Source organism: Pedobacter jeongneungensis (assembly GCF_000633455.1).
Lineage (GTDB): Bacteria > Bacteroidota > Bacteroidia > Sphingobacteriales > Sphingobacteriaceae > Pedobacter > Pedobacter jeongneungensis_A.
In genome coordinates, this window is the sequence record NZ_AYMG01000010.1 from 338677 (window position 1) to 361403 (window position 22727).

Here is a 22727-nt window from a genome sequence, read left to right on the forward strand (position 1 = left end):
ATAGCAGCTTGTTAAATAAAGTTAAACTTGCTTAAAAAGAAAGGCTTCAATAAAAAAACTGTTATTTTAGGAATATACTAGGATTCAAAATTGCCAACATACGCCATGAAACTCATTTTACTTTCTCTTTTTATTTTGGGAACTGCCTCATTTGCATCCGCACAAAAGCAGATTAATATGGAATTGAAAAAGCAACTCGATTCTATTTTACAACTCGATCAGGGCATTAGAGAGTTTGGAGATACAGAAACCTCTGAAGGGAGAAAAGACACTATTGCAGCATTATTTAATTCTTCGAAAGAGGTGCTTCAAAAAAGTCAATGGATGATAATGAAGGAAATAGATTCCATTCATCTTAAAAAAGTTGAAGCCATTATTGCAAAATATGGTTATCCCGGAAAAACACTTGTGGGTGAACCAGCAAATACCACCGTGTTTTATGTAATACAGCATAACCCTGCTATTATTCCAAAATATTATCCACTGATTGAAAAAGCAGGCAAGAGTGGGGAATTACCTTTTAAATACACCGCCATGATGTTGGATAGAAAACTGAGCAATGAAGGGAAAGAACAAATATATGGCACACAGGTATATGGAATACAAATTATGAATCCCCAAACCGGAAAAAAAGAATTTTTCCAATATGTTATCCCCATTAAAGACGCTAAAAACGTAAATCGAAGACGTAAGGAAGCGGGTTTCGATACAACTGTTGAAGAAAATACCAGGCGATTTGGCTTTTCTTATAAAGCATATACGATGGACGAGATTAAGAAAATCACAAAACCATCCAATTAAAAAAAACCTCGCAGGCTTTGAAAATCTGCGAGGTTTAAAACTTATTCTTTTAACGTTTCCAACAAAACTTTTGCGGCCTCTTCTGATGAGCCTGGGTTTTGTCCGGTAATGAGCAAACCATCCTTTTTCACATAAGAACTCCAGTCGGCGCCTTTGCTGTAATGGCCACCAATTTTTTTAAACTCATCCTCCAATAAAAAAGGCACTACATCGGTTAATTTAACAGCCTTTTCTTCCGAATTTGAAAATCCGGTTACGGCTTTACCTTTTACTAAAGGATCGCCATTTTGATCTTTAACTTTAATTAATACACCTGGCGCATGACATACGAAAGCCACTGGTTTTTCGGCTTTATAAAATGCTTCGATAAGTGATATAGATTTTTCATCATTTGCCAAATCCCATAACGGCCCATGACCTCCCGGATAAAATACGGCATCGTAATCCTCTTCGTTCACCGTATTCAGTTGAACGGTATTTGCAAGAATTTGCTGCAACTCTTTATCTGCTTTAAATCTTTTTGTTGCTTCAGTCTGCGCATCAGGCGCATCGCTTTTAGGATCAATGGGTGGCTGCCCTCCTTTTGGCGAAGCTAATGTGATCTCTACTCCTGCATCTGCCATTAAATAATATGGCGCTGCGAATTCTTCAATCCAAAAACCTGTTTTTTCACCAGTATTTCCCAGCTCGCTGTGGGATGTTAAAACCGTTAATATTTTCATGATGATATTTTTTTAATTATTAATTTACTAAACTAATAGAACTATTATATTCTTCAATGCGTTCAGAATGACAAGAACTATCAACTGAGAACCGCAAACTGAAAACTGTTTAAAAGTGCTCCTGGCTCACCAACTCACTCACCTCGTATCCTTTTTGCCTGCATCTTTCTATAATATGCACCAATAAATCGGCTTCCATTTTAGGCTCACGTGCCATAATAAACAGGTATTTTTCATCGGGATGCCCAACTACTACATAACTATAATCATCGGCCAGTTCGATAATCCAGTAACCGATTTTAAAAGGCCATAAAAACTGGGCTTTCATATCACCATCGGCTTTTTCATCATCAAAAAACAATTTAGAAGTAATCGATTTTTCTTCAGGTTTGCCCTCTTTATGATAAGTGGTGTACACATCGAAATGATCGTCATCAGCCAATGTGTAAGTCTCAGTAGTCTGTTTCCAATGTTTATCTAATAATGTTGGGATTGAATATAATGAATACCATTTGCCCTCAAAGGCTTTATAATCGATATTCGAAATGGGCTTGTTTTCCATAATTTGTTAGAACAAAAAAACGCTGTTTAATACTTACTAAGTAAACCCTGATTAAATTATAAAGTTTTGAAAAGCATTTTTAAACCTTATATTTATTTCTACCTTCGATGGATATTTAACGATTGCAAACCATTAAAAATATAATATATGAAAGTAACGGTTGTTGGCGCAGGCGCAGTTGGTGCCACTTGTGCAGATAATATTGCCCGCAAAGAATTAGCGAACGAACTTGTTTTATTGGATATTAAAGAAGGTTTTGCCGAAGGTAAAGCAATCGATATGATGCAAACGGCTACCCTTTTGGGCTTCGACACCAAAATTACCGGGGTTACAGGCGATTATAGCAAAACTGCCGGTTCGGATGTGGTGGTTATTACTTCGGGTTTGCCGCGTAAACCGGGGATGACCCGTGAAGAACTGATCGGCATTAATGCAGGTATTGTTAAAGGCGTTGCCGAAAATATTTTAAAATTCTCTCCGGAAGCCATCTTCATTGTAATCAGTAACCCGATGGATACCATGACTTACCTGGCCTTAAAATCATTGGGTTTACCTAAACACCGCATCATTGGGATGGGTGGAACCTTAGATAGCTCACGTTTCAAATTTTATTTATCGCAGGCTTTAAACTGCAATCCGAACGATTTGCAGGGTTTTGTAATTGGCGGTCATGGCGATACCACAATGATCCCGTTAACCCGTTTAGCTACTTATCAAAGTTTACCGGTAAGCAATTTACTCGATAAATCTACACTAGATAAAGTTGCTGCTGATACCATGGTGGGTGGTGCTACTTTAACCGGACTGATCGGAACTTCTGCCTGGTACGCACCAGGAGCAGCCGGAGCAGCATTGGTTGAAGCCATATTACGTGATGAGAAAAAACTATTTACCTGCTGCGTTTCGCTGGAAGGTGAATACGGACAGGAAGATATCTGTTTAGGTGTTCCCGTAATTATTGGCCGCAGCGGCTGGGAAAAAATCATCGATTTTAAACTAACTGAAGATGAGCAGGCAGCATTTAACAAAAGTGCCGATGCGGTGAGGAACATGAACAGTGTACTGGCAGAAATGAAACTGGTTTAACACCATTCTGAAAATTAGCTTTTAGCGAAAGTATTAAATTACAAGAATAGCCTTCCTCGATTCGTCATTCCCAACTCGATTGGGAATCTTAAAGCCTATTGCATTAGGATTCCCGCCTGCGCGGGAATGACGATCGTCCTTTTACATTCATCTATTTATGATGATCTATAAGCAGCTTCTTACCTAAGCATAAAAGCACATAAAAAACAATGAGATCAATTTCAATCCCGCTTAAACTGATAAATTTACAGGACGACGGCTTTCACCTATTGTTGGAAGTTGTTGTTTTTAAAGAAAAACATCTTGTTGTGCTGGATACCGGTGCATCGCGGAGCGTATTTGATAAATCTTTAATTGAGCAACACCTGGCTGAAACACTGCAGGTATCAGATGAGATTAATGCGGCCACTCTTTTTACTACCACAACCACCATCCAGGCCACTATACCTGAGGTAAAAATCGGCAGCTTAAAAATCAAAGCATACGAAACTGTAGCTTTCGATCTTCAATCGGTTAGCGATACCTACCAACAGTTCGGTCACCCGCCCATTATGGGCATTATTGGCGGGGATATTTTAATGCAATATAAAGCCGTAATAGATTATAATAAAATGGTTTTAAGGCTTTATAAGTGACCAATCATGAAAAAGGACATTAACGATAGGAACGACATTATCTTTTTGGTAGATACCTTTTATAAAAAAGTTGCGCTTAACCAAACCATCGGCCCGATATTTACCGATGTTGCCAAAGTAGACTGGGCACATCACCTGCCAAAGATGTACGATTTTTGGGAAAGCATCCTTTTTGGCAAAGCCACTTACAAAGGCAACCCAATGCTAGTCCATTTTGCATTGAATGATAAAACATCACTGCATACCGCAGAATTTGAAACCTGGAAAACGATCTTCTTTAATACTGTTGATGATCTTTTTGAAGGCGAAAATGCCAATCTGATTAAACAAAAAGCGCAATCAATTGCCGATTTGATGCATTTTAAAATCAATTCTCCTCAGCAGAAAATCAAAATCGTGTAAGAAAATTATGTTTTGATTTAAACTGGTTTCTTTATAAATTTAGTTAACCAAACTTAAATCAATTATGAAATTCCTAAGAATCTTTATTGGCATTATTGTCATATTGGCAATAATTATTATTGTGGGCGGCTTTTTCTTGCCAAAAACTTATACCGTAAGCAGATCTACTGTAATTAACGCCCCTGATACGGTAATTTACAAGAACATTGCCGACTTTAAAGAATTCTACAAATGGAACCCCTGGGCAAAAATGGAACCTACTGCCAAAACTACTTATGGTGGCGTTGCCGGCCAGCCAGGCCATTTATATGAGTGGAAAGGCAAAGAAACGGGAAGCGGCTATATGAAAATTAAAAGTGTGGAGCCGAACAAACTGGTTGATATTGAATTAAAATTTATCGAACCTTTTGAAAGTTTAGCGGATACAAAATTCGAGATCCAGCCTGAAGGCGCCAGCAATAAGGTAACCTGGACCATGAGCGGAGAAAATAACCTGATCAGTAAATGGATGTGTGTTTTTGTAAGCATGGATAAAATGATCGGAAAAGATTTTGAGGATGGGTTGAAATATTTAAAAGAAAAATCGGAGAAAGGGGTTTAGAGTTTTAGCCGCTGTAATATAGTATTGTCAGTCTGAGCGAAGTCGAAGACACATGAGTCAAATACTTTTATTTTTCAGCCACGGATACACGGAAAACACGGAGTATTTTTGAAGAAATATTTGTCATGCTGAGTGGGGCCCAAGTAAATCTCTGGTCAGAAAGACTATTTCCGAAGTCAGGGGCTAAAGTGTAGAAAAATATTATGTATCTCCTATGCGGGCGCCATTTCGATCCCACAGATTCGGGACTCCGCTTCAGTCGGGATAACCTCTGCTCTATAAAAACTTTGCGCCCTCTGTGCCTTTCCTCTGTTACCTCTGTGGTTAAAAACATAATCTGCCTCTCAAAGAGAGGCTTTTTTTTTGCTTCAATTGATGGTCAATCAAACAATTATGTCGGCTTTGGGTTAAAAAAGTATTAAAAGTCGCCTAACCATCAATTAAGATTTTGTAATTCGCTATTTTTTAGATTACTTGCTGACAAATGAATTTATTACTTGTAGAAGATGAACCGAGTGTGGTTTCCGTAATTTCGAGAGGCCTGAACGATGAGGGCTTTACCGTGAGTATTGCTCCTGATGGTTCGATAGGAAAACAGATGGCAATGGAAAACCAGTTCGATCTGATTATCCTCGATATCATGCTACCCGGAATAAATGGACTGGAACTTTGCAAAATCATTAAAGAGCAGAAACCTAATACCCCAATTATTATGCTTACGGCATTAGGTACAACCGAAAATGTGGTTAACGGATTAGATAATGGTGCGGATGATTATTTGATTAAACCTTTTAAATTTGCAGAACTTTTCGCCCGTATCAGAATGTTGCTGAGGCGTTACCATGGGGTGGTTTCTCAGGATCAGATTATTACCGTAGCCGATCTGCAGATCAATTTAAGTGCTAAAACGGTAAAAAGGAATCAACAGGAAATTATACTTACCGCAACAGAATATCGCTTATTAGAATACATGGCCAAAAACCGGTCAAAAATTTTATCACGGATCGATATTCTTGAAAATGTTTGGGATATCGACTTTAACCTCGGCACCAATGTGGTTGATGTATATGTGAATTACCTCCGCAAAAAAATAGACAAAAATGCAGATCAGAAACTCATTCACACTGCAGTAGGCTTAGGTTATATATTGAAGGAAAAATAGATGAAGATCGCAAAAAAAATCACTTTGCTCTTTGCCATATTATCGGCTGTGATCATTTCACTTTTAAGTGGTTTTGTTTGGTATTTCTCCAATGAGTTTGCATTTGAAGATTTTTACAAACGTTTAGAGGCCAGGGTTAACATTGCCGCGCAGATTAAACTCTACGAAGATGGCAACAATAGCGCTTATGCAAAATTGCGTAATCAATACCTGGAGCGCTTACCTTCTGAAAAAGAATATATAGTACTTGCGGGTGAAGCTATTGATAAGGTTGACCGCGAATTACCAGTCAGCTTTTATAACCGCATTAAAGCCGGTTACATGGCCCGTTATAGGGTTGAAAATCATTTCTATGCCGGGAAATTTTTTAAAAGTGCTGATAAGGAATACATTGTTGTGGTTTCTGCCAATGATCCTTTTGGTTTCCGCGAATTAAAAGACCTGCAAAGAATCCTGATTATCGGTTTTTTCCTTTCTGTTATCCTGTCATTTGTTGTAGGCTGGAAATTCTCCAACTATATGTTAATGCCGCTCCGGAATATCATTAAAAGTGTAAAAAGGATCAAAGCAGAGAATCTACACCTGCGGTTGGATGTAAAAAAAGGGAACGATGAAATGTCGCAATTGGCCCAAACCTTTAACAACATGCTTAACCGTTTGGAAACCGCTTTCGAAACGCAGAATAATTTCATTAGCAATGCTTCGCATGAATTAAGAACACCCCTAACCATTATCAGTGGCGAGGTGGAACTGGCCTTAAAAACCATTGATGACCAGCAGAAACAGGAGAAAGCTTTATCGAAAATTAAAGATGAGGCCGAAAGGCTCGAACATATTTTAACCAGCTTATTGGGATTGGCACAATCGGGTTTTAACGGCAAAAACCAGCCTTGGGAAGAAGTGCGTATGGATGAATTGCTGTGGGAAATTAAAGATTCAGTTAATCAGGTTCATCCCAATAGCAAAATTGAGATTGATTTTAGCAAACTTCCTGATGATGAAGAATTGCTTTCGTTAAGGGTTAATAAAAACCTGATCAAACTGGCCATCAGTAATATTGTAAGCAATGCATGTAAATACTCAAATGAAAATTTGGTAAGCATCAGCATAGAAAGTAATGCCAATATGCTTTCTATCGCCGTAACCGATCGCGGAATCGGGATCCCACAAACCGATATCCAGCACATATTCGAACCCTTTTACCGCGCATCAAATACCAACGATTTTAAAGGCTACGGCGTTGGTTTACCCCTATCTTTAAATATCATCCGTCTGCACCGGGGAAGTATCGCCATCAAATCGCAGGAAGGCGTTGGTACAGAAATTAAAGTTTTATTGCCTACGAAAAGTTAATGGTTAACTGGTTAATCGTTTAAATCGGTTAACTGTGGTTAGACGATTTGTACAGTTAACCAATTAACCAGTTTCTACAATTAACCAACATAGCAGTTAACCAATAATTATTCTAAAAAGGAGTACACTCTAATCTCATTCTAATCTCGCTCTTATTTCGCTGTAATAACATCACGCTAAACTTGTATAAATAATAGTTCAGTTCATTTAAACAAGATATAGCCATGAAAACAGTATTAATACCAACCGATTTTAAATTAGAAAGCATTAAAATCATCGATGCGCTTGTTCAGCACCAATCAAATGAAAAGTTAAATATCATTTTTGTACACGCATTTAAATTATCAGATTCTATAACAGATATGTTAATGCTTAGTCGCCGCAGCCGCGATTACGAAAATGTTAGCGACGAATTTTATCAGCAGCTAAATCAGGCTAAGACAAAATACCCTAATCAGATCAATACCATAGGCATTGAATATTTTTATGGAAGTACAGTAGCTGCCTTCAAAAACTTTATAGAAGCATTTGATGTATCGAGCATTGCCTACTTAAAAACCTATTCCTTTACACCGATCAACAAATACAGTATCGATCCCAAATTCTTAACAGAACGGGCAGGTTGCGAAGTGATCCAGTTAAATACCTTAACAATACACAGCAAAGAAAACCTGATCGATACCAAAATACAGGAAGCGCAGTTGCAGGAAGCAAACGCTTAATTATTACACCTATAAAAATTTAATATCATGCTGTTACGAAATAATATTCCGCTCACTTATATATTCGGAAAAATCAAAAAAGAACTCCTGTTTGTGATAGGCTACTCAGTAGGTATTGTGGTGTTATATGAGAATTTTCATGTTACCCGCATATCAATTCCTGTGGCGGTGCCGGCATTATTGGGAACCATTATTTCCCTTTTACTGGCCTTTCGTTCTAACCAGGCATACGATAGATGGTGGGAGGCGAGGATTCTTTGGGGCGCCATAGTTAACGATTCGAGAACCCTCTCCCGCCAGATATTGTCTTTCGTTGAAAATCCTTATGGATTGGATGAAATTGAGGAATTTAAGGCCCGTTTTATCAAAAGACAGATTGCCTGGTGTTATGCCTTAAGTCAATCGTTAAGAGGTTTTAATGCCCGAAAAGGTCTGGAAGAATACGTGAGTGCAGAAGAAATTGCTTTTATCAAAAAACGTAAAAATGTAACCGCTACCATATTGGAGTTGCATGCCATGGATTTGAAAAAGGCGTTACAAGAAGGCTGGATCAATAAATACCAACAGATAGAAATTGATAAAACCATTACTGGTTTATGTAACCACATGGGTGGATCGGAAAGGATTAAAAACACCGTTTTCCCGGTTACTTATAGCAAATACATCAACATGTCTATCCATTTGTTTATTGTATTGCTACCTTTTGGCCTGATTGAATATTTTGGTTACATGGAGGTACCTTTAGTGGTAGCCATTGCGGCATTCTTTTTACTGGTTGAAAAAATGGCCGTTCATCTTCAGGATCCTTTTGAAAATAAACCTACGGATACGCCAACCACAACCATCTGCAGAACCATTGAGCGCGATCTTTGCCAAATGCTCGATGACAATAAAATATATGAAGACAAGCCACAAACAGAACTGGCTCCGGTTGGGTCTTACTACATTTTGTAGTAGCCCTTCGTTAAGATAAATCTCATTAATTTGAGGTGGTTAGTTAATGCCATTAGCTTTCTTTTTGGATAAAAAGAATCTGTGGACCAATAGTGTATAAATGAGACAAAAGCCATTCGAATTTGAATGGCTTTGTTTTTTATCGTGAAGTCAGATGTTACCATCTGACTATTCTAAAAATTAATTCGACGTGTCTCCAGTGTCAGTTGGGAACAGCTGACACCACAATAAAATCTTAAAACGACCGCTCGGTGAAGTCAGATGTTACCATCTGACTTATTACAACTAAATTTATCCAAACTAGAAAATTCAATATAGTGTAAGATGGCAACATCTTACACCAAGATAGAACAAAAAACCCTCTTCAAGACTTTTAACTTGAAGAGGGTTCTTATATTAAAGTCCCTTTAGGGAATTTAGCGCTTAAGCATCAATTTTTGCATATTTTGCATTACGTTCAATAAATTCTCTGCGTGGAGCAACCTCATCACCCATCAACATCGAGAAAGTATGATCACATTCTGCAGCACTTTCGATAGTAGCCTGCAATAAAGTACGTGTTGCCGGGTTTAAAGTAGTTTCCCACAATTGTTCTGCGTTCATCTCACCTAAACCTTTATAACGCTGGATGTGTACGCTATCTTCTTTACCTGCACCTTTTAAACGTTGTACAGCAGCATCGCGTTGCACATCATTCCAGCAATATTCAAATTCTTTACCTTTTTTAACCTGATAAAGTGGTGGAGAAGCAATATAAACATAGCCCGCTTCGATTAAAGCCCTCATATAACGATAGAAGAAGGTTAAAATCAACGTGGTAATGTGTGAACCGTCGATATCCGCATCCGTCATGATTACGATCTTGTGGTAACGCAGTTTCGTTAAATTTAATGCTTTATTATCTTCAGGAGTACCAATGCTTACGCCAATGGCCGTAAACATATTTTTGATCTCATCATTTTCGTAAATTTTGTGCTCCATCGCTTTTTCTACGTTCAGAATTTTACCTTTTAAAGGCAAAATGGCCTGAATGTTTCTGTCGCGGCCTTGTTTAGCGGTACCACCCGCCGAGTCACCCTCAACCAGGTAAATCTCGCATCTTTCCGGATCACTGTCTGAGCAATCGGCCAGTTTACCAGGTAAACCTGAACCACCCATTACACTCTTACGCTGTACCATTTCGCGCGCTTTACGTGCCGCGGCACGTGCAGTAGCCGCTAAGATTACCTTATTGATAATCATTTTGGCTTCTTTAGGATTTTCTTCCAGGTAATTACCCAAAGCCTCACCTACGGCAACATCTACAGATCCCATTACCTCACTGTTACCCAGTTTGGTTTTGGTTTGCCCTTCAAATTGTGGTTCTTGTACTTTTACCGAAACCACTGCGGTTAAACCTTCCCTGAAGTCATCACCGGTAATTTCCATTTTTACATTCTTTAACAAACCTTCCTTATCGGCATAGTTTTTTAAAGTACGGGTTAACCCCCTACGGAAACCGGCAATGTGTGTACCGCCCTCGTGGGTATTAATGTTATTTACATAAGAGTGTACATTTTCTGAATAACTATCGTTATACTGGAAAGCAAGCTCAACCGGAACACCATTTTTAATCCCCTCAATATAAATCGGCTCAGCCAGAATAGAAGTACGGGTATCATCTAAAAAGGCAACAAACTCTTTTAAACCACCTTCTGAATGGAAAGTTTCTGAAAAATAAGAACCGTCATCCAGTTTCTCACGCTCATCAGTTAATGTTAATTTAATCCCTTTATTTAAGAAAGATAACTCGCGCAAACGGCCAGCTAAAGTATCATATTTGTATTCGGTAGTTTGGGTAAAAATGGTATCATCCGGAGTGAATGTTACAATTGTACCACGTTTATCGGTAGTTCCAACTTCTTTAACATCATACTGTGGAACGCCAATTTTATACTCCTGCATCCAGATCTTACCTTCGCGGTGCACTTCTGCTTTTAAATCGGTAGATAATGCGTTAACGCAACTTACCCCTACACCGTGTAAACCACCCGAAACCTTGTAAGTATCTTTATCAAATTTACCACCGGCGTGTAAAACCGTCATTACGATTTCTAGTGCCGATTTGTTTTCTTTCGTGTTGATTCCGGTTGGAATACCACGACCGTTATCTTCAACCCTGATGGAGTTACCTTCTAAAATGCGAACGTCGATGGTATCTGCATGACCGGCCAAAGCCTCATCAATCGAGTTATCTACAACCTCGTAAACCAAATGGTGTAAACCTTTAACACCAGTATCACCTATATACATTGAAGGGCGCTTACGCACCGCTTCTAAACCTTCTAAAACCTGTATATTATCTGCCGAATAATTTGACTTTAAATCCTGTTCTTCGCTCATATTTTAATTAAAAACAATAAGTATCAAAAATACGGAAATTTTGGCATTTAAACTAATATGTGGATAAATTTTGAGCTGTTAAGAGATTACTGTTAAAGCGATTAAAACAGGTTTAAATCAGGTTTTGGAAAGCAAAACTTATGTTCCAATTCATGTCTCCTCCCGCTTTCCATTACTCCCGACTTTACATAGGGATTCATTTTGGGTTTAGGCGGCCTAAATAATGGTAAATATGAATGGATTATTCACCAAACGTTCCTCCGGAACGAAAAAACATTACATTTTTTTTCTACCGGGGATACGTCACATACGAGACGTTTTGTTTTAAAAGGCCGTCCCATTGGGGACGATTCATGGGTAGAAAACGCCAAATTGTTTAATTGGCGTTTTCGTTCCGTAGGAACGTTTGATGTTTTAAAATTTGCTATTGCCGCCCTGCAACCCCAGATAGTAGCACCCTGCCGTGCCACCTAAACCCGATGGAAGCGAACATGAAATAAAGCGGACAGCGGGATTAATAACCGTTTGAAACACCATCCTCGCTTTTCAAAACACAACTATTAGATGGAGTCTTTAGCATGTGTATTTAACGTTGGGCAAATTAAACGCTTAGTGCCCAAGGCAAAACCAATTTGCAGCAACATGTATCGCATAGGCCTTTCTTTAAATTGGATATAAAAACTAATTTATATAAGTTTGCTAAAATTTATTAAACAATAATGGAAAGAAGAACCTTTAAAACCTTTGGTTTACTTGCAACAGCAACTTTAATAACTGCTTTCTCTGCATGTCAGAACAAAGACACTAAAACTACTGAAACTAAAAAAACAGAGACTACTGCAGCAGTTTCTCCAACTGAGAAAATTGTGTATGTAAACTCAGATTCGTTACTTACGAAATATGAATACTTTAAAGATCTTAAAGTGAAATTTGAAGGAAAGACCAAAAATGCACAGGCAGATATGCAGGCTAAAGGTCAGGCTTTTCAAAGAGAAGTTGCTCAGTATCAACAATCGGCTTCTACCTTATCTGCCGACCAACGTAAAAGTACTGAAGAGCGTTTAGCACGTAAACAACAAGAATTACAAACTTATCAACAAAATGCAGGTGGTGCTTTACAAAATGAGCAGGCTACTGAAAACGAAAAATTGTATGATAAAGTTGCTCAATATTTAAAAGGTTATGCCAAAGAAAAAGGTTATAAAATGGTTTTAACTTACTCGAAAGGTAATAGCACTATTTTATTTGCTGATGAGAGCTTAGATGTAACATCTGAAGTAATTAAAGGCTTAAATGCAGAATACAGCAAAAAATAAGCTAAAAGATATTTAAATGAGGATGCCCCGCATAAAATCGGGGCATTTTTTTTGTGCTGTTATTTTGGAAATTTTAACGGCGAGGATACATTAATAAATTCAACATGGAGAATGAACATCAGGAATATATGCAGATGGCAATTGACCTATCTGTACAAAATGTAAGTGAAAGCATAGGTGGACCTTTTGGTGCTGTGGTGGTAAAAGATGGTAAATTAATTGCCAAATCTGCCAATAAAGTAACATCAACCAACGATCCTACTGCACATGCAGAAGTTTCGGCGATCAGGTTAGCCTGCACGGCGCTGAATACTTTCGATTTAAGTGGCTGCGTAATTTATACCAGTTGTGAGCCTTGCCCTATGTGCCTGGGTGCTATTTATTGGGCAAAAATTAACACTATTTATTATGCTAATACTAAGGCAGATGCCGAAAATATTGGTTTTAGCGATAAGTTTATTTATGAAGAGTTAGATAAACCGATGGAAAAAAGGAGCCTTCCGGTAATCCAAATGATGCGGGATGAGGCCTTGTCGGCTTTTAAATTATGGGAAACTTCTGCAATGCGGATAGATTATTAAACGAAAAAAGGTGCTGTTTAATCAGCACCTTTTATCATTAAATTGAGAGGTTTATTTACTCGATTCTTTAGGAGCCAACAAACTGATCATCGAATCTATTTCTTTCACCACACCATCATCAGAGCCTGAAAAACCCACGGCTTTAAACCTGATATTTCCATCACCATCGATTACGAACTTGGTTGGAATTCCATCCACTTTATAGGCGCTTACTACATCAAATTTTGAGGGATCTTTTGCATTTTTAGTATCGTAAAGCACGTTAAAATTGTATTTCTTTTCGGCAATAAAATCGGTAACCACTTTTTCTCTGTTATCCTCATTTTGCCAGGTATTTACAAACAAAAACACTACATTAGGATTAGCCGAATATTTCGCCATGGCTTTTTGCATACCCGGAAAAGAGGCTACACAAGGGCCGCACCATGTTGCCCAATAATCTAAAATCACAATTTTCCCTTTTAAGCTGGCTAAGCTTATTTTTTCGCCTTTAAGATTGGTTAAAGAAAACGCAGGCGCGGGGATACTGATCATTTTTTTGGTCCATTCTGCTCTTTCTTTTTCTAAAGCTGCTTTTTCTAAATTGGCAATATAGGTTTCGTAAGTTCCTTCTTTCTTTAAAGTGGCATAAAGCCTTTTAAAATCAGCTTTTAAAGAATCCGTTGCTTTACCATCTTTAATTAATTTTTCAGCTTCAATATAAGCTTTATCATTTTGCCCATCTTTAATCAGGTAGGTAATGTAGCGGGTTGATACATCAGGAGGAACACTTGCATACATAGGTATGGCTTTCTCCTGTGTGGTCAATGCTTCTTTAAATTTACCCTGGTGATAAAGCAATAAAGCATAAGTATCAGCATACATACCATAAGCACCATCTAAATATTTGAGGTAATCTTCTTTGCTGTTGTAATATGTTGGCATCTCATCATTTCTTGATGCTTCTATAAGTTCCAGCGACTGCTTAGAAAGTTGGGCAGCTAAGTCTACATTTTCTTTTTTCTCGGCAGCTGGCCAGGCAAAACTATTGTTATAAAGGCTTGCCCTTGTCATTTTATCGGTTACTTTCCCTGCATAAAGCTGAAATTTATCCAGATCCTTAGCTTTTACTGCACTATTTGCCAAAATGCCATAAACTGCATTAAGTTTGCTAGCATCAGCCTTTTTACTTTGATCGAGTTTAAATCTTGTGATTAATTCTTCCGCTTTTTGTGTTTGCGCAGCAAAATCTTTTGTGCCGTAAAGGGCATTCATCCCATCATTCCAGGCGTAATTTCCAGTAGGATATTTTTTAAGCACAATAGCTTTAACTGAATCGGCCTGTGTTTTTTTCTTTAACAATGAATATAGCCCAATAACAGTGCTCAAATCTTCTTCTTTAGGTTCTTTTAATTTAGATAAGGCCGAAATATTCTCGTTGATCAGCTTTGTTCCATTATCCTTATCAGCTTTGTACTCTAGCGACAGGTATTGATTTAGGTTTTTCTTTTTCAGTTCGGGCTTTAGGGCAAAAGCTTGTTTATACGAAGCAACAGCTTTTTCAGGATCCAGGGTAAGTCCGAGGTAGTAATTACCGGCCAATCCGTATAAAAAGGCTTCGTTAAGATAGGCTTCAGCCGGTACTTTTCCACCTTTGGTAAATTCAAGCACGTAACCCGCAGGCGCTTCATCTTTCTGATCGCCAACCGAAAAAGCAAGTCCAACTATGGTAACACTATCTGGAGTGGAAATTTCTCCTTTATAAACCGAACCGTCTTTAACGAGTTCTATTTTAGAATTTTTTGGATTGGTTTTCGAAAAAAAAGTATAACTGGCACATTTTACATCAGCCAGATTTTCCAGATTGGTTCCTTTTGGATCATAGGTAAATTTAACGGTACTTCCTGCCGCAGGTTTATCAGCAGAAAACTTTACCCCTTGAGCATTAGCAGCTCCCGCAGCCAATACCAGTAAACAGAACAATTTTAAGGTTTTCATAATGAAAGGATTAAGTTTTAATTAGGTAAACTAAATATATAGTTTATTATTCTTTTTTCATAGTTAATTTGTGTTAAATTTTAAGGAATAATTATTGCAGTAAATAAGCATGACTTACGAACAAAAAATAAATAGTGAATTGGATTTCTGGAAGTTTAAAACCTTACAGAAACCTTCTCTTTTTAATAAAGTGACAGACAAAGTTCAGAAGAAAATAAACAGCTACATTCCTGATAAGGTCCATAATGCCATTACAACTGCCATTAAACAAATGGTGAAGGCTGTACTTTTTGGCTCAACATTTACTACATCTAAACCCATTACCGATTTAACCTTATTACACCGCGAAGCGTTGGTGAAGCAAAAAATCGATAATTATAAAAAAACGGGCGCTGCGGAGGGTGGGATTACAGGTGCCGGAGGTTTTTTAATGAGTCTTGCTGATTTCCCTTTATTACTGGGCATAAAAATGAAGATGCTTTTTGATATTGCCGCGGTGTACGGATACGATGTGAAAGATTACCGCGAGCGTTTATACATTTTACACATTTTCCAACTGGCATTTTCGAGCAAAGAAGAAAGCCAGAATGTGTTTTTTAAAATGCAGAACTGGGATGATAAAGCACATCTGTTACCTACCAACATTGATGAATTTGATTGGCTTACCTTTCAGCAGCAATACCGCGATTACATCGACCTGGCAAAACTTGCTCAAATGCTTCCTTTTGTTGGCGCAGCAGTAGGAGCCGTTGCAAATTATAAACTGATTGAAAAACTGGGTAAAACTGCTATAATGAGTTATAGAATGAGGCATTTTAGTCTTCAATCTATAGTCTTGAGTCATGAGTCGACTAGCGATTTCCGACTTGAGAAAGGGAATTGAGTATTTTAGTTTTGAGTCTATAGGCATAAGTAGAACAGACTACCGACTTTGGACTCAAGACTTTGGACTAACAACTATTCCTCTTCAAACATTCCCCCAATTAAATCATCTGTTTCGCGACGGTCTTTTTTGGTCGGACGCCCTGTACCCCTATCGCGTTTTAAGCTAGGCGCATGGAACATCGATTTAAAGGCGTGGGTATCCTCAACAGGTGTTAAATCTTTATATTTTGTTAGGGCAGTAGGTGAATCAGTTCTGTTATACGAAAGTTCTACCACCTCTATAATTTTCTTCTCTATCCCTTTTGATACCTGATAAACCTCCCCAACTTTTACAATAGCCGATGGTTTAATATTCTGGCCTTTCAACTTCACCCTTCCGGCTTTGCAGGCATCAGTAGCAAGGCTTCGGGTTTTAAACAACCTGATCGCCCATAAATATTTATCTATCCTAAGTTTTTCTATCTCTGTCATAAAGCTTCAAAAGTAAAGAATTGTTAAATTGTTTTATTGCTTTATTGTTAAATCATTCTCATCATTTAAACCCGTTAAGGCCAGCAACCTGAACAATCGAACAATTCAACAATCTTTTGCACTAACCTAACTACAAAACAATTTAAACAATTAGCCCTTTAATAAACAAAAATTGATTTATTTTGCGTAAAATTTAAAAACATCATGTATTCAGATTTAAAGAAATTAATTGAAGCCGCCTGGGAAGACAGAACCCTTTTACAATATAGCAACTATTGCGAAGCCATCGAAACCGTAATTCAGGGTTTAGATAAAGGCGAAATCCGCGTTGCTGAACCAGTTTTAAACTCTTGGGGCATTAATGAATGGGTAAAAAAGGCGGTAATTTTATATTTCCCGATTCGCGAGATGAAAGAAATTAAAAGTGGTCCTTTTGTTTACCACGATAAAATGGAATTAAAAACTGACTATAAAGCAACTGGTGTACGTGTTGTGCCTATGGCAAGCGCACGTTACGGTTCGTTTTTGGCAAAAGGTGTAATCATGATGCCTTCGTACGTAAACATCGGTGCTTATGTTGATGAAGGTACAATGGTTGATACCTGGGCTACTGTTGGTTCTTGTGCACAAATTGGTAAACGCGTTCACTTAAGTGGTGGTGTGGGTATTGGTGGTGTTTTAGAACCTGTACAAGCTGCTCCGGTTATTATCGAAGATGATTGCTTTTTGGGTTCGAGAGCGATAGTTGTTGAAGGTGTTAAACTAGAGAAAGAAGTTGTTTTAGGTGCCAATGTGGTATTAACGGCATCGACAAAAATTATTGATGTAACTGGTCCAACCCCAGTAGAATATAAAGGTATTGTTCCTGCACGTTCGGTAGTAATTCCTGGCAGTTACACTAAAAAATTCCCTGCCGGAGAATATCAGGTTCCTTGTGCTTTAATTATCGGAAAACGTAAAGAAAGTACAGATAAGAAAACTTCACTTAACGATGCGTTGAGAGAAAATAATGTAGCCGTATAAAATTTGTTGAAAGGTTGGAATATTCAAACGTTGCAACATTCCAACCTGCAACTTTACAACAATGAAAATAGGATACGATGGCAAGCGTGCCGCGAATAACTTAACCGGATTGGGCAATTACAGCCGGTCGTTAATTGAACATCTGGCGAATCAGTTTCCCCAAAATCGTTATCTGGTATATTCTCCAAAAGTAAAAGCAGCCAAACAGATCGATGCCTTTCTTGAAAAAGAAAATATCGAACTAAAATTACCCCAAAACGGAAATTTTCTGTGGCGGAGCCTAAACATCTTAAAAGACCTTGTGCGTGATGAGGTTAAGATTTATCATGGCCTTAGTCACGAAATTCCATTAGCCATACAGCATACCCGCATCAAATCCATTGTTACCATTCATGATTTGATTTTCCTTCGTTTTCCTCAATACTATAAATTTATCGACCGGAAATTATACGCATGGAAAAGCAAATCGGCCTGTAAAAGGGCAAATAAAATTATTGCCATCAGCGAGAAAACAAAGGAAGATATTATTGATTTATACGGGATCAGTGCTGAAAAAATCGAAGTGATTTACCAAAGTTGTGATGATAGTTTTAAAACCCCATTCGCTGCAGCAACATTAAGTTGCATAAAAGCAACCTATAAACTGCCTGAAAAATACATCCTGAATGTTGGAACCATTGAAGAACGCAAAAACCTTAAATTGGCTGTACAGGCTTTAAAAGAGGTTAGTGATGAACATAAGTTGGTGGTAATTGGCAAACAAACAGCTTACTTTAAAACTGTAGAGAAAGAAATTGAAAAACTTGGCTTAAAGAACAGGATCGTATTTCTAAAAAATATTCCCTTTGCCGATCTGCCAGGTATTTACCAGATGGCCAGTGTTTTTATATATCCGTCATTTTACGAAGGTTTTGGCATTCCTATTATCGAAGCCTTATATTCGGGCATTCCGGTGGTTGCGGCAACAGGTTCCTGCTTAGAAGAAGCCGGCGGACCAGATAGCTTATATATTTCGCCAAATGATGCCAGCGGACTTGCAAAAGCCATTAATCAAATTCTGGAAAATCCTCAGCTGCAAAAAGAGATGAAGGAAAAAGGATTGGAATTTGTTCAAAAATTTAACAGTTCTCTTGTTACACAGCAATTAATGGATTGCTATTTAACACTTTAGTAAGTTATCTTTTATTCGCATTCATATCCTCTGAATGTGTAATTTACTCAGGTCGATTTACAGAAATTTAGCTTTTATATTTGAAAAGCAAGGTTGGTGTTGCTATTAAACGTTAGTCCTGCCAATGCTGCAAGTCCTCATCCGATGAAGGATCGGATTCCGGGCTTTCCGCGAATGTCAGGCTTAAATTGGTGCAGACTGTAGTAGTAATAAGGAATATTAGCTAAAAAACCACAAAAGAAAAAGGGCCGGAATTTATTTAAAATTCAACGGCCCTCTTGTTATCTTAATTTAATATTTACAACTTATTTAGCAGCAGTAACATTTGGTGGGTATTGCGCCAATATTTCTTTTACGCCGGTGTACAAACGTTGTTCTCTTTTATTAAAGTTATCGAGGTTAAAACCTGATCCCTGTCCGTGCCAGAATAAAATCTTTTTAGCCGGATCAAGAAAATCGATGATAATGGTACCATCAATATACTGGTTAACGTAGGTTCCGCCGCCGCCCCAGCCACCTCGCCAGCCACCCCAGCCCCAACCCCAGCCACCGTAGTAACCTGGGCCGTAAACATCAGTTTTTTCTCTGGCCACTACTACCAAATTCACCAATAAATCAGGTTTTGCTGATTTGGTAAATCCTTTAGCATTCATTTCTGCCTCTACAGCAGCCAAAAGCCTGCGCTTATCAAGGTTATTCAATTTAACCCGCTCTATGCCTTTATCGTAAAAATTATAAGTTTTGTAACCGCTTAAATCAACATTTTTATCATAATCTGATGCGGTGCGGAGTGTTGTACATCCTGCTAATGCCAATACCACTGTAAAAAGCATTAGTAATTTTTGTGTTGTTCTCATTTTGTGCGCTGTTGTATAAATAACCTGACATAAATATAACGATTTTGGGAACCAAATGGCAAATCATTTAACATTTTTTACAATCAGATTGTTATCTGTACAACGATTTCTATTTGATTATGTTTTGACGTTATATCACTCAGACTAAATATTTTACAATTGGATTAAATCGATCGATTAGTAAATTGGCGGATATTCTGATAAGATTTGCTTTACAGCCGAATTTATCCTTTCCTCTCTATTCTCATAATCATCAAAATTAAAACCCGATCCTACCCCATGCCACATAATGGCTTTGGTCTCAGGATTCAAAAAATCAATGATAATGGTACCCGTTTGATATTGTTTGCTGGTATTGAGCGGACCGAATTGCGAATCTCTCCATTGATATGAAGATGAAGTTGCATCCCATTGATAACCTCCTCCGCTGTAACCCCAATCGGCCCTGGCTTTAATGCTGCTCAACACCGCAATATTGATTAAAAAATCTGGCCGATCTGTTTTATCGAAACCTCTTTTTATCATCGCACTTTCAACGGCATTCAACATCCGCGGTTTGTCGAGATTGTTCAGTTCTAACCTTTCAATTCCCTTTTCGAAGTAGGCAAAGGATTTTAATTTGGAAAAATCGATTTTTCTGTCGTAATCTGATGCAGTAAGCACAGAAATACAACCGGTAAATGCCATTACAATAGTAAACAGCATACCCCATTTAAGTGTGTGTTTCATTTTATGTTTTATTTAATAACCTATTACTAAAATACTAGTTTATTGTATTAAATCACATCAGTTGAGGTAAATAAAAGATAAAGAATATGTTACGAACATAAAAATTCCTTTATCTATATTTATGAGTGTCAGATAGAAATATCTGACAGGATAGGAAATACACATTAAGATTATTTAACTTCCTCTTAATAAATTAACTTTGTAAAATGCTAAGAGATGAGATTAACAAAGCTTTTGAAGTATTAAAATCAGGCGGGGTGATCCTCTATCCTACCGACACCATTTGGGGCATAGGCTGCGATGCCACCAATCCTGAAGCCGTAGATAAAGTGCTTAAAATAAAAAACCGTCCCGCCGAAAAAAGCCTAATTGTTTTATTGGATGTAGACAGCAAATTGCAAAGTTATGTTGCCGAAATACCCGATGTGGCTTACGATCTGATCGAATATGCCGAAAATCCGCTGACTATTATTTTTTCGGATGCAAAAAACCTGGCCCAAAATGTAATCAATTCCGATGGCAGTGTGGGCATCAGGATTGTTAAACACGATTTTTGCACCCCTTTAATTCAGCGTTTCCGGAAACCTATCGTATCAACCTCTGCAAATTTAAGCGGACAGCCTTCGCCAAAATTCTTTGATGATATTGATCCGGCTATTCTTGATGCAGTTGATTACGTAGTAGATTTTGAGCAGGAAAACCGAACCAGCAGAAAACCATCAACCATTATGAAACTTTCTCCGGGCGGGCAGTTTGAGTTTATCCGCAGATAAATCCCAACCCCTTGAGGGGCTTTTAATTCCAGGTAGTCTTTACCGACCAAATGTTTTGCTTAATTTTGAACAATTGAATTACCCTTATATATGCAGTCTGATTTAAACGAAGGGAACCCCAAGTCCCTTTCAGGGGATTTAGGGGTTCACCTACAAAACCCTATATTTAAAACCTTATCAACAATAGCAGATAAGAACAATACCGAAGCTTATGTAATCGGCGGCTTCGTTCGCGATTTATTTTTAAACCGCCCATCAAAAGATATTGATGTGGTGGTGGTAGGCAGTGGAATCGAATATGCGGAAGCTGTAGGCAGAAAATTAGGAACAAAAGTGGCTGTATTTAAGAATTTTGGTACGGCAAACATCAAACATCAGGATTTAGAAGTCGAGTTTGTAGGTGCTAGAAAAGAATCATACCGGTCAGATTCGCGCAAACCCATTGTTGAAGATGGCACTTTAGAAGACGACCAGCTCCGCAGGGATTTTACCATCAACGCCCTGGCCATTAATTTAAATGCCGATCATTTTGGCGAACTTTTAGATCCCTTTGATGGCGTTAAAGATTTAGAGAATAAACTGATCCGTACGCCGCTCGATCCGGAAATTACTTTTTCTGATGATCCGTTACGCATGATGCGGGCCATCAGATTTGCCTCACAACTTAATTTCGATATCGATCCGGCAGCACTTCATGCCATTAAAACACAAAAACAACGCATCAGCATTGTATCAAAAGAGCGTATTACCGATGAGATGAATAAAATCATCCTATCTAAAAAACCATCGGTGGGTTTTAAGCACCTTTTCGATACGGGTTTATTGCACCTTATTTTCCCTCAAATGGCACAGCTCTATGGCGTGGAGATCATTAAAGGGAAAGGTCATAAAGATAATTTCTACCATACTTTAGAGGTACTGGATAACATTTGTGCAGATACCGATGACTTATGGTTACGCTGGGCAGCTATTTTACACGATATTGCCAAACCGGCAACCAAACGTTTTGAGGAGGGCCATGGCTGGACCTTTCACGGACATGAGGATCGTGGTGCACGCATGGTCCCGAAAATATTTTCGCAATTAAAACTTCCTTTAAATGAAAAAATGAAATATGTGCAAAAACTGGTACAGCTTCATTTAAGGCCAATTGTGCTTGCACAGGAAATTGTAACCGATTCGGCCGTTAGAAGATTACTTTTTGATGCAGGTGAAGAAATTGAAAGCCTGATGTTACTTTGCAATGCCGATGTAACCACAAAAAACGAATACAAAAAAACAAAATACAGAAACAACTTTGAGCTGGTAAAACAAAAGCTGAAAGATGTGGAAGAACGCGATAAAATCAGAAACTGGCAACCCCCTATCTCCGGTAACGATATTATGGAAACTTTCGGACTTGAAGCGGGTAAAGAAGTCGGCATGATTAAAAATGCTATCCGCGAGGCTATACTAGAGGGCGAAATCACAAACGATTATCAGGAAGCATTCAATTTTATGCTCGATCAGGCAAAACAAATGGGATTAAATCCTGTTAATAAATAATTTAATTGCCCTAACTC

At 38.1% G+C, this 22727-nt stretch carries 23 protein-coding genes; 16 read left to right on the forward strand and 7 right to left on the reverse strand.

Annotated features, from left to right (window positions below; genetic code table 11):
• Positions 1 to 105 precede the first annotated feature (105 nt).
• Complete coding sequence (locus U859_RS0109885) at positions 106 to 801, forward strand: DUF6624 domain-containing protein (RefSeq protein ID WP_025143222.1); 696 nt, start codon at positions 106 to 108, stop codon at positions 799 to 801.
• A gap of 41 nt (positions 802 to 842) precedes the next feature.
• On the opposite strand, the gene U859_RS0109890 is transcribed toward U859_RS0109885, so the two are convergent.
• On the reverse strand, positions 843 to 1523 hold the full coding sequence (locus U859_RS0109890) for a type 1 glutamine amidotransferase domain-containing protein (RefSeq protein ID WP_025143223.1): 681 nt from the start codon (positions 1521 to 1523) through the stop codon (positions 843 to 845).
• Positions 1524 to 1632: 109 nt separating this feature from the next.
• On the reverse strand, positions 1633 to 2085 hold the full coding sequence (locus U859_RS0109895) for a lipocalin family protein (RefSeq protein ID WP_025143224.1): 453 nt from the start codon (positions 2083 to 2085) through the stop codon (positions 1633 to 1635).
• A gap of 147 nt (positions 2086 to 2232) precedes the next feature.
• Here U859_RS0109895 and mdh point away from each other — a divergent pair, with 147 nt between their 5' ends.
• The 8 genes from mdh to U859_RS0109935 all read left to right on the forward strand — a co-directional run bounded on the left by mdh (position 2233) and on the right by U859_RS0109935 (position 9000).
• Positions 2233 to 3171 carry a malate dehydrogenase gene (gene mdh, locus U859_RS0109900; protein WP_025143225.1) on the forward strand — a complete coding sequence of 313 codons (939 nt, stop codon included), beginning with the start codon at positions 2233 to 2235 and terminating at the stop codon, positions 3169 to 3171.
• A gap of 209 nt (positions 3172 to 3380) precedes the next feature.
• Positions 3381 to 3806, forward strand: coding sequence for an aspartyl protease family protein (locus U859_RS0109905; protein ID WP_025143226.1), 426 nt, complete (start codon positions 3381 to 3383; stop codon positions 3804 to 3806).
• A gap of 6 nt (positions 3807 to 3812) precedes the next feature.
• Positions 3813 to 4208: a group III truncated hemoglobin gene (locus U859_RS0109910; protein ID WP_025143227.1), complete on the forward strand. Its 396-nt coding sequence runs from the start codon at positions 3813 to 3815 to the stop codon at positions 4206 to 4208.
• A gap of 64 nt (positions 4209 to 4272) precedes the next feature.
• Positions 4273 to 4809: an SRPBCC family protein gene (locus U859_RS0109915; protein WP_025143228.1), complete on the forward strand. Its 537-nt coding sequence runs from the start codon at positions 4273 to 4275 to the stop codon at positions 4807 to 4809.
• Positions 4810 to 5293: 484 nt separating this feature from the next.
• Positions 5294 to 5971 (forward strand): response regulator transcription factor, encoded by a 678-nt coding sequence (locus tag U859_RS0109920; RefSeq protein WP_025143229.1) that lies wholly within the window; start codon positions 5294 to 5296, stop codon positions 5969 to 5971.
• Positions 5972 to 7324 (forward strand): sensor histidine kinase, encoded by a 1353-nt coding sequence (locus U859_RS0109925; RefSeq protein WP_025143230.1) that lies wholly within the window; start codon positions 5972 to 5974, stop codon positions 7322 to 7324.
• Positions 7325 to 7548: 224 nt separating this feature from the next.
• Positions 7549 to 8046, forward strand: coding sequence for a hypothetical protein (locus U859_RS0109930; RefSeq protein WP_025143231.1), 498 nt, complete (start codon positions 7549 to 7551; stop codon positions 8044 to 8046).
• A gap of 27 nt (positions 8047 to 8073) precedes the next feature.
• Complete coding sequence (locus U859_RS0109935) at positions 8074 to 9000, forward strand: bestrophin family protein (protein ID WP_025143232.1); 927 nt, start codon at positions 8074 to 8076, stop codon at positions 8998 to 9000.
• Positions 9001 to 9423: 423 nt separating this feature from the next.
• On the opposite strand, the gene gyrB is transcribed toward U859_RS0109935, so the two are convergent.
• Positions 9424 to 11382: a DNA topoisomerase (ATP-hydrolyzing) subunit B gene (gene gyrB / locus U859_RS0109940; RefSeq protein ID WP_025143233.1), complete on the reverse strand. Its 1959-nt coding sequence runs from the start codon at positions 11380 to 11382 to the stop codon at positions 9424 to 9426.
• Positions 11383 to 12101: 719 nt separating this feature from the next.
• On the opposite strand from gyrB, the gene U859_RS0109950 reads away from it, so the two are divergent.
• Together U859_RS0109950 and U859_RS0109955 are read left to right on the forward strand one after the other, a co-directional pair.
• Positions 12102 to 12698: an OmpH family outer membrane protein gene (locus tag U859_RS0109950; RefSeq protein ID WP_025143235.1), complete on the forward strand. Its 597-nt coding sequence runs from the start codon at positions 12102 to 12104 to the stop codon at positions 12696 to 12698.
• 104 nt (positions 12699 to 12802) lie between these two features.
• Positions 12803 to 13279: a nucleoside deaminase gene (locus U859_RS0109955; protein WP_025143236.1), complete on the forward strand. Its 477-nt coding sequence runs from the start codon at positions 12803 to 12805 to the stop codon at positions 13277 to 13279.
• Between the two features lie 51 nt (positions 13280 to 13330).
• Here U859_RS0109955 and U859_RS0109960 read toward each other — a convergent pair whose 3' ends face one another.
• A complete protein-coding gene (locus U859_RS0109960) occupies positions 13331 to 15256 on the reverse strand; it encodes a redoxin domain-containing protein (protein WP_025143237.1) in 1926 nt (641 codons plus the stop codon).
• A 109-nt stretch (positions 15257 to 15365) separates the two neighbouring features.
• Between U859_RS0109960 and U859_RS0109965 the strand changes: the two genes are divergently transcribed.
• Positions 15366 to 16139, forward strand: a complete 774-nt coding sequence (locus tag U859_RS0109965; RefSeq protein WP_025143238.1) for an EcsC family protein — start codon at positions 15366 to 15368, stop codon at positions 16137 to 16139.
• 74 nt (positions 16140 to 16213) lie between these two features.
• Here the strand turns inward: U859_RS0109965 and U859_RS0109970 are convergent, their stop codons facing one another.
• Positions 16214 to 16612: an RNA-binding S4 domain-containing protein gene (locus U859_RS0109970; RefSeq protein ID WP_025143239.1), complete on the reverse strand. Its 399-nt coding sequence runs from the start codon at positions 16610 to 16612 to the stop codon at positions 16214 to 16216.
• A gap of 204 nt (positions 16613 to 16816) precedes the next feature.
• Here U859_RS0109970 and U859_RS0109975 point away from each other — a divergent pair, with 204 nt between their 5' ends.
• Positions 16817 to 17635, forward strand: coding sequence for a 2,3,4,5-tetrahydropyridine-2,6-dicarboxylate N-succinyltransferase (locus U859_RS0109975; protein WP_025143240.1), 819 nt, complete (start codon positions 16817 to 16819; stop codon positions 17633 to 17635).
• A gap of 61 nt (positions 17636 to 17696) precedes the next feature.
• The gene (locus U859_RS0109980; protein ID WP_025143241.1) at positions 17697 to 18806 is read left to right on the forward strand and encodes a glycosyltransferase family 4 protein; all 1110 of its coding nucleotides are present in this window, start codon (positions 17697 to 17699) and stop codon (positions 18804 to 18806) included.
• Positions 18807 to 19111: 305 nt separating this feature from the next.
• On the opposite strand, the gene U859_RS0109985 is transcribed toward U859_RS0109980, so the two are convergent.
• Together U859_RS0109985 and U859_RS0109990 are read right to left on the reverse strand one after the other, a co-directional pair.
• Positions 19112 to 19663, reverse strand: a complete 552-nt coding sequence (locus U859_RS0109985; protein WP_025143242.1) for a DUF4136 domain-containing protein — start codon at positions 19661 to 19663, stop codon at positions 19112 to 19114.
• A 177-nt stretch (positions 19664 to 19840) separates the two neighbouring features.
• Entirely contained in the window at positions 19841 to 20392 is a 552-nt protein-coding gene (locus U859_RS0109990; RefSeq protein ID WP_025143243.1) for a DUF4136 domain-containing protein, read from the reverse strand.
• Positions 20393 to 20598: 206 nt separating this feature from the next.
• Here U859_RS0109990 and U859_RS0109995 point away from each other — a divergent pair, with 206 nt between their 5' ends.
• Together U859_RS0109995 and U859_RS0110000 are read left to right on the forward strand one after the other, a co-directional pair.
• Positions 20599 to 21165 carry an L-threonylcarbamoyladenylate synthase gene (locus U859_RS0109995; protein ID WP_025143244.1) on the forward strand — a complete coding sequence of 189 codons (567 nt, stop codon included), beginning with the start codon at positions 20599 to 20601 and terminating at the stop codon, positions 21163 to 21165.
• 90 nt (positions 21166 to 21255) lie between these two features.
• Positions 21256 to 22710, forward strand: coding sequence for a CCA tRNA nucleotidyltransferase (locus tag U859_RS0110000; protein ID WP_025143245.1), 1455 nt, complete (start codon positions 21256 to 21258; stop codon positions 22708 to 22710).
• Positions 22711 to 22727 lie beyond the last annotated feature (17 nt).